This is a genomic window from Hydrogenophaga sp. (assembly GCF_050182545.1).
In the GTDB taxonomy this organism is placed as follows: domain Bacteria; phylum Pseudomonadota; class Gammaproteobacteria; order Burkholderiales; family Burkholderiaceae_C; genus Hydrogenophaga.
The window spans coordinates 85,992-94,672 of the sequence record NZ_JBFXCD010000016.1 but is presented as its reverse complement, the minus strand read 5'-3'; the positions used below and the strand labels follow the sequence as shown (position 1 = coordinate 94,672).

Here is an 8,681-nt window from a genome sequence, read left to right as displayed (position 1 = left end):
GCAGCTGGCCGCGCGCTTCGAATCGTGGCGCGCCTTCACCGGCAACACCCAAAGTCCGTCCTTAGGATTCTGAACACCGATACCTCTACCGACTTTGCACGCTATTTCCGCCAACGTGACAACGCCCTCTGGAGGTTGTAGTCCCGCACCGCGCCGGTGGGGGCTTCTTCCTTCGCCAGTTTCTGGCTCTCGCCCGTGACGCCCTCCAGCAGGGCGTCAATCTCTTCCTGGGACAGAAACGATTCGGCCATGGTCGCGGTCCGCTTACTGGACGATCAGGCTGGAGAACAGCACGGCCTGCACCGGGTTGGGCGCGGCTTTGGACTTCTTCTTTTTCTTCTTGCCTTCGGCGGGCTCGTCCTCGACCTCGTCGTGCGCGGGCATTTCATAGCCCATCTCCTTCGAGATCGTGGCAATGATGTCGCGGGCGAGCTTTTCCTTGCCGGCGAGCTGCAGCATTTCTTCGGCGGTGCGCTGCGAGATCAGCACCAGGATGTTGCTGCGGATGCTGGGCAGGTAGGCCTTGACCGCGGTTTCGGTGGCGGTGTCCTGCAGCTGCAGCGTCAGGCCGAGCTGGATGAAGCGGTTGCCCCCCGGGTCGGCCAGGTTGATGACCATGTTCTCCAGCGGCAGGAACACCGGCGGCGTCTTGGGCGCGCTGCTGTGGCTGGCCGCGGGTTCCTCGTCCTCGTATTCGTCGTCGTGCCCGGCGGTGTTGCTCTTGAGGATGAACAGCGCGGCCGCGGCGCCCAGCACCGCGAGCAGCACCACCCCGATCAGGATGAACAGCAGCTTCTTGCTCTTCTTCTTGGGGGCTTCGGGGGCGGCAGCAGGGGCGGTGGCGGCAGCGGCAGACATGGGGTTCCTTCAACAAGACACACGGGGAAACGTGTGGGGTTGAAAGAATTATTGGCCGCCCCCCCGGGTGCCGTTCATCAGATAAGCACCCGAAAAGGCCGCTATTCCGGTCCCCAGCGAAGCATGGAAGCGATGCGGGTCAACGTATGTCCAGGGCTACCGCAGAACCGGCTTTGCCGGGCTGCAGGTTGCGCCCCCTTGAGGGGGTGACGCCACCGGCGGCGCGGGGGTGGGTCGAATATCAGGCGAACACGTCCAGCGGGCGGCTGCCGTCGGCGCGGGGCTGGGGCAGCGGCCGCGCGCCCGGGTCGGCGCTGCCGCTGGCACGGCTTGCGGACTCGGTGCGCGATGCACCGGTGGCGGGCGCCCGGGCCCGGGCATCGCCGCTGTGGGACGCACCCTGGCCGCCCACCGACACGCCGCCGAGCTGAATGCCGCTGCGCTGCATCAGGTCGGCCAGCGATTCGCCCGCGCTCTCGCGCAGGCTGGCGCGGGCGTCGGCGTTGTCGGTCTGGAAGGCCACATCCACTTCCTGGCCCTTGAGCTGGAGCTGGATGTCGATGGCGTCCGCGGCGCCTTCGCCTCCCACCCGCAGGCTGGCATGGCGCAGGTGCTGGGTGCCCCAGTGGCTCACCGTCGGCCCCTCGGCTTCCTGGCCGGCTTCGGCCTGGGTCTGGCCGTCGCTGGTGCCAGCGTCGCCCCGGGTGTCGGCTGCGTGGTCGCCTCCCGAAGCGTCGGCGGCCGTGGCGCCGGTCACGGGCTGGCCCGCGTTCGACGTGGCGGCCGGGGCCTGCGCTAGGGCACTGCCGCCGGGGCCGGCCATCTCGCGCAGGGCGGGCGCACCGATCTCGGCCGCGCCCGAGAAGCCGAAGCGCTCGTTCAGGGCCACGGTGCTGCGCGCGAGCGCGTGCTGCGTGGCGTGCTGTTGTTGCAGGGCTTCGGTGCTGGAGACGGCGCCGCGCTGCCACACGATGGCCGTTGCGCTGCCCTGCGGCAACGGGCCGTCCGCGGTGCGCGCGATGCCGGTGGGCGCCGCGGGCGCGTGGGGGTTGAGCGGGCTGAAGGCCGGCCGTGAAGCGGCGGCGGCGCGCGCCTGTGCCGCCGCATTCGGCAGGGCCGGCGCGGCTTCGTCGACCCGGGTCATGCCCTCGATGTCCACACCGTCGCGCACGGTTGTGGTCTTGTCTTCGGGGACCCGGGCGGTGGCATCGGTGGCAGGGGCCGACTTGCCGGCGTCTGCGCCCGGCGTGGCGGCTGGTGTGGCACCAGGTGTGGGTGTGATCCAGGCGAGCAGGGCGGTCAGCGGGTTCTGGGCGGTGTCGTCGGCGTCGGTCTCGGTCCCGCTGTCCTGGGCGAAGGGCTGCGCGTCGGTCGCCTCGGCGGCGGGTGGCGTGTGGGTGTCGCTCACCAGGCCCAGCAAGGTGGCGAACAGGTCGGTGGCGGCCGGCTTGTCGGCGTCAGCGCGCGCCTTGTTCTGGTTCGGCTTGTGCCCGCTCTCGACGGGTTTGGGTGCGGCGGGGCTGCTGGCGTGGGTGGTGGTCATGATGGGGTCGGTCTTCAGGTGCGGGCCTGGGCCTGGGCCAGGCTCTGGCGCAGGTGGATGGACAGGGCCATCTCGTCGGTGTTCTTCTGGTCCTGGCGCTGCGCCTTGTGCACGATGGCCTGTTGCTTGCGGTCGGCGAACTTGCGCAGGCCGGCGAGGTCGCGTTCGGCCGCGTGCACCTGCTCCTGCGCGCGCTCGATCAGGCTGTTGCGGTCGCTGAGCACGCTGCGCTGGAACTCCAGCGCGTGGTGGATCTTGTGCATGAACTCGCGGTGGTGCATGAGCAGCGCGGTGTCCACGCCCACCCGGCTGCGCTCGGTCCAGCGCGACTCGGCTTCCTGCGCGTACGACTGCAGCTGGTCCATCTGGTCCTGAGCGACCTGCAGCTCGCGCTGCATCTGCGCCACCACGCCCAGCGCCTCATCGCGGCGCTTCTCGGCAAGCTCAACCACCTTGTGCAGGGTCTGCATCGCGGTCATCCGGCGTTTCCTTCATAGGGGTTGTGGTGGGGGCGGGTCGTGCGCTGTGCGGTGCCGGGCTTGTCCTTCTCCTCCTGCAGCGCGGCCTGCATCTGGCGCAGGCTCTCGGGCAGGGAGGCGGCTTCGTGCATGTCCTGCATCAGGAAGCGCTGCAGCGCCGGGTAGAGCACGATGGCGCGGTCGGTCTCGGGGTCGCTGCCGGCCACGTAGGCGCCGAGCTGGATCAGGTCGCGGCTCTTCTGGTAGCGCGAGTACAGGCCACGGAACTTGCGCGCGAGCTCCAGGTGCACCGCGCCGGCGACGTTGTGCATCACGCGCGAGGCCGAGGCCTCGACGTCGATGGCCGGGAAGTGGCCCGACTCGGCCAGCGCGCGCGAGAGCACGATGTGGCCGTCCAGGATGGCGCGCGCCGCGTCGGCAATCGGGTCCTGCTGGTCGTCGCCCTCGGAGAGCACGGTGTAGAAGGCGGTGATCGATCCCACGCCCTTGAGGCCGTTGCCGCTGCGCTCCACCAGCTGCGGCAGCTTGGCGAAGCACGAGGGCGGGTAGCCCTTGGTGGCGGGGGGTTCGCCGATGGCCAGCGCGATCTCGCGCTGCGCCATGGCGTAGCGGGTGAGCGAATCCATCAGCAGCAGCACGTCCAGGCCGTCGTCGCGGAAACGCTCGGCGATGGCCGTGGCGTAGGCGGCGCCCTGCATGCGCACCAGCGGCGGCGCGTCGGCCGGCGCGGCCACGACCACCGAACGCTGGCGCCCTTCGGCGCCGAGGATGTCCTCGATGAATTCCTTGACTTCGCGACCGCGCTCGCCGATCAGGCCGACCACGATCACGTCGGCCTTGGTGTAGCGCGCCATCATGCCCAGCAGCACGCTCTTGCCCACGCCCGAGCCGGCGAACAGCCCGATGCGCTGGCCGCGGCCGACGGTGAGCAGGGCGTTGATCGCGCGCACGCCAGTGTCCAGCGGCGTGCGCACCGGGTCGCGGTCCATGGCGTTGAGCGGCGCGCGGTCCAGGGGCTCGATGTCCACGTTCTGGATCGGGCCCTGGTGGTCCAGCGGATTGCCGTGCGAATCGACCACGCGGCCGAGCAGGCCGCGGCCCAGCGGCAGTCGCAGCGTGCCGCGGTCGTCGGGCGAGGGCGGCTTGTTCGCCTGGCCCACGCGCGGCACGGTGCGGTACGGTGCCAGCGGCGTGACGCTGGCACCACTGGCCAGGCCGTGCGTGTCGCCCGCCGGCATGAGGTAGGCGCGGTCGTTGGAGAAGCCCACCACCTCGGCCAGCACCGGGTCCTTGTGGCCGTTCTCGATCAGGCACTGCGAACCCACCGGCACCTTCAGGCCCACGGCCTCCAGCACCAGGCCGGCCAGGCGGGTGAGCGTGCCACGCACCTCCAGCGGGGTCTTCACCACCGCGTTGGCGCGCACATCTTCCATGAAGTGGCCCCAGCGGCTCTCGCTGCCAAAGGTGCTGTCAGACATCCATGTCCTTCGGGTTCCAGGCCGCGTCCAGGCCGAGGTTGCCCACGGCGCGCGCCCAGCGCTTTTCAATGGTGGCGTCCACCGCGGTGGTGGCCGATTCGATCAGGCAGCCACCGGGGCTGATGGCCGGGTCGGCGACGAACTCGGGGGCGTGGTTGCCCAGGTTCTCGCGCAGCACGCCCTGCATCATCGCGAGGTCGCCCGGGTTCATGCGCACCGTGGCGGGCAGGCCGTCGTCGGCCAGTTGCGTCAGCGCCTCCGCGATCACGGGCTTGAGGTGTTCGGGGTCGCCGCGCAGTTCCTGGCGCACCACCTGGCGCGCCAGGTCACAGGCCAGTTCAAGAATGTGGCGCGAGATCTTCTCCTCGCTCTTCTTGAGGTGGTCGCGCGTGTTGTGCAGCAACTGGGCCATGCGCACGGCGGTTTCCTCGGCGGTCTTGCGCACCGTGGCCTCCAGCGCGTCGCGCACCTCCTGGCCGCCCGCGTCATGGCCCCGGGCAAAGCCGTCGGCGTACGCCTGCTGGCGAGCTTCCTGCAGCACTTCCGAGGTCACGCCCTCGCCGGTGCTGCCGTCTTCCATGGCCGCGTTGGGCGTGTCGTCGCTGCCGTCCATGGCGGAGAAGTGCCACGCGGCCACACCGTCGATCTCCTCGCGCGGGATGAAGCGCGAGTGCGGATTCGGCTTAGACGAAGGCTTCATCTTCGCCTCCGCCCATGATCACGATCTGGCCCTCGTCCGACAGGCGCCGCACGATCTTGAGGATTTCCTTCTGCTGCGCTTCCACTTCGGACAGGCGGATCGGACCGCGCGCTTCGAGGTCTTCGCGCAGCGCCTCGGCGGCGCGGGTGGACATGTTGGCCAGCACCAGTTCGCGCAGTTCGTTGGTGGCGCCCTTGAGCGCGATGATCAGCGAATCGGTCGCCACTTCCTTGAGCACCATCTGGATCGACTTGCCATCGAGCTTGAGCAGGTCCTCGAAGGTGAACATCTTGTCCATGATCTTCTGCGCCAGCTCGGCGTCGAACTCGCGGATCGACTCGATCACCGAGGTCTCGATCTGCGTGCCCATCATGTTGATGATCTCGGCGGCGGTCTTCACACCGCCCATGGAGGTCTTGCGGATCTTGTCGCCACCGGCCAGCACCTTGAACAGCACCTCGTTGAGGTCCTTCAGCGCGGTCGGCTGGATGCCTTCGAGCGTGGCGATGCGCAGCATCACCTCGTTGCGCGTGCGCTCGGTGAAGTTCTTGAGCACGCCGGCGGTCTGGTCCGACTCGAGGTGCACCAGGATGGCGGCGACGATCTGCGGGTGTTCGTTGCGCAGCAGTTCGGCGATGGAGGCCGGGTCCATCCACTTCAGGCTCTCGATGCCCGAAACGTCGCCGCCCTGCAGGATCCGGTCGATCAGCAGCGCGGCCTTGTCGTCGCCCAGCGCGCGCTTGAGCACCGCGCGCACGTAGTTGTCGGTGTCGGACACCAGCAGGCTCTGCGACGAGGCCGCGCTGGTGAACTTCACCATCACCTGGTCCACGCGCTCGTGTGAGACAGCTCGCGTCTTGGCGATGGTTTCGCCCAGCTTCTGCACTTCCTTCGGACTGAGGTGCTTGAACACCTCGGCCGCTTCCTCCTCGCCCAATGACATGAGAAAGATGGCGGCGTCCTGGATTCCCTGGTCTTCCATGTTCGTGTTCCTGCTGCGTTGTCAGGCCGGCGATTCGCCGTTGACCCAACCCTTGACGATGTTGGCCACCGCCATCGGGTTCTCCAGCGCCAGGCGCTTGGCGTCGGCGATGCGCAGGCTCTCGGGAGTGGGTTCGTTGCTGGGCATGGGCAGGCCGGGGCGTTCCGGCGACTCGTTGAGCACGGCATTGAGCGGCTGCACCGGCGTGGTCTCCAGGCGGCGTGGCGCGGGCGTCTTGAGCAGCTTCAAGCCCGGGCGCACCATGCCCATGAGCACCAGCAGGCCCAGGCCAACCATGCCCAGCGGCCAGGCCAGGCTGCGCATCAGGTCCTGGTTTTCGGACTGTTGCCACCATGGGGCGGCGTCGGCCACTTCGCTGGTCTTCTCGACGTTGAAGGCGGCGTTGACGAGGTTGACCGAATCGCCGCGGTCGCGGTTGAAGCCGATGGTCTCGCGCACCAGCGCGGTCATCTGTTCGAGCTGCTGGGGCGGGATGGGTGTGGTGGTTTCCTTGCCGTTCTTGTCCACCGTGGTGCGGTGGTTGATGACCACCGCCGCGCTCAGGCGCCGGATCTGGCCGCTGGACTCGCGCACCACCTTCACGGTCTTGTCGACTTCGTAGTTCACCACCGACTCGCGGCGCAGGTTGCCCGGTTTGTCGGTGCCCTGGCCGGTGGCCACGCCCACGGGCGCGGCCGGGCCGTTGATGGGCGCGGTGCCGGTGGCGGGGGGCTGGTTGCTCACCGCACCGGGCACGCCCGAAGGCTGGGCGGCGCCTGCCGTGCCGTCTTCCACCGTCTGCTGGCTGCGCACCGTGGCCACGGCGTCGGCACCCTGGTTGGGGCGGTGCTGCTCGCTGGTCGACTCGACCTGCGAGAAGTCCACCTCGGCGCTGACCTGGGCCTTGACGTTGTTGCGCCCCACCAGCGGCTCGAGCATGTCCATGATGCGGCGCGTGTAGATCTGTTCGAGCTGCTGCACGTACTGCAGCTTCTGGGTGTCGGCGCCCTGGGCCTGGCCCTCGGGGGAGTTCGAGAGCAGGGTGCCCGCGTCGTCGACGATGCTCACGGCCTTGGGGTTCATCTCGGGCACGCTGGAGGCGACCAGGTGCACGATGCCCGCCACCTGCGCGCGGTCGAGCGTGCGACCGGGGTGCAGCGTGAGCAGCACCGAGGCGCTGGGTTTTTGCTGTTCGCGGAAGAAGCCGTTCTGGTTCGGCAGCGCCAGGTGCACGCGCGCGCTCTGCACCGAGGACAGCGACTGGATGGAACGGGTCAGCTCGCCCTCGAGGCCGCGCTGGAAGGTCAGGCGTTCCTGGAACTGGGTCATGCCGAAGCGGTTGGCTTCCATCAGCTCGAAGCCGGTGACCGAGCCCTTGGGCAGGCCCTGCGAAGCCAGGCGCAGCCGGGTGTCGTGCACCTTGTCGGCCGGCACCATGATGGCCTGACCCCCCTCGGCGTGCTTGTAGGGCACGTTCATCTGCGAGAGCTGCGCGACGATGGCGCCGCCGTCCTTGTCGCCCAGGTTGGCGTAGAGCACGCGCCATTCGGCCTGGCGGCCCATGAAGAAGAAGGCCAGGGCCAGCGCCAGCAACGCCAGGGCGCCCAGGCCGAGCTTGATCTTCTGCGCCTGGTCCATGCGGGCGAAGCCGTCGCCCAGTGCGCTGCGCGTGGGGTTCGCGGGCTGGACATCCAGTTCTGCAACGGCGGTGGTGCTCATGGGGTTCGGGCGTCGGGTGGTCGGTCGATTTCAGGGGGAGATACACCCTGTTGCAGTCGATTATTCGGTCCCGCTGCCACCGCCATAGCCGTGAAAAGGCCCGGCTTTGTGCCCTTATTCCCGCCCCGCACCACGCCCGTGCCGCCTAGCATCAGGGCGTCAACTCTTGTCGAAGGATTCCGCCATGGACATGCGCATTTCCCCCCTCACCAGCCAGGCCCTCACCGGCATTGGCCAGAGCGCGCTCAAGCGACCCGGTGCCGCCGGCGGCGTCGAATCCGGCTTTGGCGCCAACTTCAAGAACGCCCTGAAGGAAGTGAGCGCTTCGCAGGAAGCCGCTTCGAAGCTGCAGACCCAGGTGCAATTGGGCAACCCCAAGGTGAGCCTGGAGGAAACCATGCTCGCGATGCAGAAGGCCCAGGTCGGTTTTCAGGCCACGCTGCATGTGCGCAACCGCATGGTCCAGGCCTACAGCGACATCATGAACATGAGCGTTTAAGCTCCCCCCGTGCCAGCCCGCGGCCGTCATCCCCCGCGGGGCGATGCCTGTGGTCTGGCAAAGCCAGTCCCACGGCATCCTGGACCGAATTCCCTTTCTCCGGCCACGTCCTGGCGGTCAGTGCATTGGCGCGGGGCTGCTCTTGTCGAACAGCTGCGCCAGGTCGTTCAACCAGGGTTCGGCCAGGCAACGGATCTCGGCGTCGGTGCGCAGGATGCGCTGCATGATCTTTGTCTTTTCCTTGCGCTCTTCCGGGCCAAGCTCGTCGGTCCTGGACTTGTAGCGCAGCTGCGCGATCAGCACCGCGCAGGCGCCTTCGAGGCGCACCACCTGGTCCCAGTCCTCGCCTTGCGCTGCTTCCAGCATGCGGCGGCTGGTGTTCTCGATCGCCTTGTAGTAGTCGAGCAAGCCGTGCTGTTCCAT

9 protein-coding genes and 1 pseudogene are annotated in these 8,681 nt (G+C 68.5%); 1 reads left to right on the top strand and 9 read right to left on the bottom strand.

Features of this window, described 5'->3' with window-relative positions:
• Window positions 1-131: 131 nt before the first annotated feature.
• The 8 genes and pseudogenes from fliM to fliF all read right to left on the bottom strand — a co-directional run.
• Window positions 132-251 (bottom strand): annotated as a pseudogene (fliM, locus tag AB7P10_RS15785) (flagellar motor switch protein FliM); the annotation flags it as partial.
• Window positions 252-264: 13 nt separating this feature from the next.
• Window positions 265-858 carry a flagellar basal body-associated FliL family protein gene (locus tag AB7P10_RS15780; RefSeq protein ID WP_428294800.1) on the bottom strand — a complete coding sequence of 198 codons (594 nt, stop codon included), beginning with the start codon at window positions 856-858 and terminating at the stop codon, window positions 265-267.
• A gap of 241 nt (window positions 859-1,099) precedes the next feature.
• On the bottom strand, window positions 1,100-2,401 hold the full coding sequence (locus AB7P10_RS15775) for a flagellar hook-length control protein FliK (protein ID WP_428294799.1): 1,302 nt from the start codon (window positions 2,399-2,401) through the stop codon (window positions 1,100-1,102).
• Between the two features lie 14 nt (window positions 2,402-2,415).
• Window positions 2,416-2,880 carry a flagellar export protein FliJ gene (gene fliJ / locus AB7P10_RS15770; RefSeq protein ID WP_428294798.1) on the bottom strand — a complete coding sequence of 155 codons (465 nt, stop codon included), beginning with the start codon at window positions 2,878-2,880 and terminating at the stop codon, window positions 2,416-2,418.
• Window positions 2,877-4,358, bottom strand: a complete 1,482-nt coding sequence (fliI, locus tag AB7P10_RS15765; RefSeq protein WP_428294797.1) for a flagellar protein export ATPase FliI — start codon at window positions 4,356-4,358, stop codon at window positions 2,877-2,879. The genes fliJ and fliI overlap by 4 nt, the downstream gene beginning before the upstream one ends.
• Entirely contained in the window at window positions 4,351-5,058 is a 708-nt protein-coding gene (locus AB7P10_RS15760) for a FliH/SctL family protein (protein ID WP_428294796.1), read from the bottom strand. The genes fliI and AB7P10_RS15760 overlap by 8 nt, the downstream gene beginning before the upstream one ends.
• Window positions 5,042-6,040 carry a flagellar motor switch protein FliG gene (gene fliG / locus AB7P10_RS15755; RefSeq protein ID WP_428294795.1) on the bottom strand — a complete coding sequence of 333 codons (999 nt, stop codon included), beginning with the start codon at window positions 6,038-6,040 and terminating at the stop codon, window positions 5,042-5,044. The genes AB7P10_RS15760 and fliG overlap by 17 nt, the downstream gene beginning before the upstream one ends.
• A 21-nt stretch (window positions 6,041-6,061) precedes the next feature.
• A complete protein-coding gene (gene fliF / locus AB7P10_RS15750) occupies window positions 6,062-7,759 on the bottom strand; it encodes a flagellar basal-body MS-ring/collar protein FliF (RefSeq protein ID WP_428294794.1) in 1,698 nt (565 codons plus the stop codon).
• A gap of 184 nt (window positions 7,760-7,943) precedes the next feature.
• Between fliF and fliE the strand changes: the two genes are divergently transcribed.
• Window positions 7,944-8,258 carry a flagellar hook-basal body complex protein FliE gene (gene fliE / locus AB7P10_RS15745; RefSeq protein WP_428294793.1) on the top strand — a complete coding sequence of 105 codons (315 nt, stop codon included), beginning with the start codon at window positions 7,944-7,946 and terminating at the stop codon, window positions 8,256-8,258.
• Window positions 8,259-8,375: 117 nt separating this feature from the next.
• Here fliE and AB7P10_RS15740 read toward each other — a convergent pair whose 3' ends face one another.
• On the bottom strand, window positions 8,376-8,681 hold the full coding sequence (locus AB7P10_RS15740) for a flagellar protein FliT (RefSeq protein ID WP_428294792.1): 306 nt from the start codon (window positions 8,679-8,681) through the stop codon (window positions 8,376-8,378).